1 protein-coding gene is annotated in these 977 nt (G+C 58.0%); it reads right to left on the bottom strand.

All coding sequences use genetic code 11. The features are described from left to right. On the bottom strand, positions 1–977 hold a 977-nt coding region (locus tag NN5_RS24765), incomplete at both ends, for an amino acid permease (protein WP_067739383.1).

The raw sequence follows: 977 nt of genomic DNA, 5'->3' as shown, positions 1-977 counted from the left end.
ACGGCCGCATACGCAACGATCGCTGGATCGGTCTGCAGCTTGGCAATCGTGAACGCGATCAGCACAACGAAATCGGCGACCAGGGCGGCAAGCAGGATCGTCGCTCTGGCGCCAACTTCTCGCCGCAGGTGGCGGAAAACGCCCCAATGAACCAACATGTCCATCACCAGGTAAAAGAATGCGCCGAGCGCAGCGATGCGCGATAGATCAAACAGCACCGCAAGCGCTCCGGCCACTACGACCGTATAGATCAGGAGGTGACTGCGCAGGCTCCCGCTCATGCCGAAGTGGCTGTGCGGGATCATTTTCATTTCGGTCAGCATCGTCAGCATCCGCGAAACAGCAAAGACGCTCGCGATGACGCCGGAGGCTGTCGCAGCCAGAGCGATGGCAATGGTAAAATAGAAACCAATCCAGCCTAGCGCGGGCTCCGCAGCTGCAGCAAGCGAGTAATCACGGGCAGCTATGATAGCATCGATGCTCAGGCTCGATCCGACGGCGATGGCGACAAGCAGGTAGGTCACGACGCAAATACCGATCGCGATCATGATCGTACGACCGACGTTTCGATGCGGATCGACGATTTCTCCGCCACTGTTGGTGATCGTGGTGAAGCCTTTGAAAGCAAGAATCGAAAACGCAACCGACGCCACGAAATCAACGGGGCCGCCGGAGATCGCCTCGCCAGAAAAGGCGCCGGCATCAAGACCGCTGGCCCAGATCGCGGCCACGGCAAAAATGACGATCCCGCCAATTTTAATGATCGACATGACCAGGGAGAACACGCTGACGGAGCGATTGCCCGATGCGTTGATTGCGTAGGCCAGGAAGATCAGGCCGAGCGCCAGAAGGGACAGCAGCAACCCACTACTTTCCAGGCCGAAAGGACGCAGTGCATAGGTCGCGAAGGTCCGAGCCACGAGGCTTTCATTGATGACCATCGAAAGCGCCATAAGCAAAGATGCGGAAGCAGCGAT

The organism is Novosphingobium naphthalenivorans NBRC 102051 (genome assembly GCF_001590985.1).
GTDB lineage: Bacteria > Pseudomonadota > Alphaproteobacteria > Sphingomonadales > Sphingomonadaceae > Novosphingobium > Novosphingobium naphthalenivorans.
This window is presented reverse-complemented; position numbering and strand designations above follow the sequence as displayed.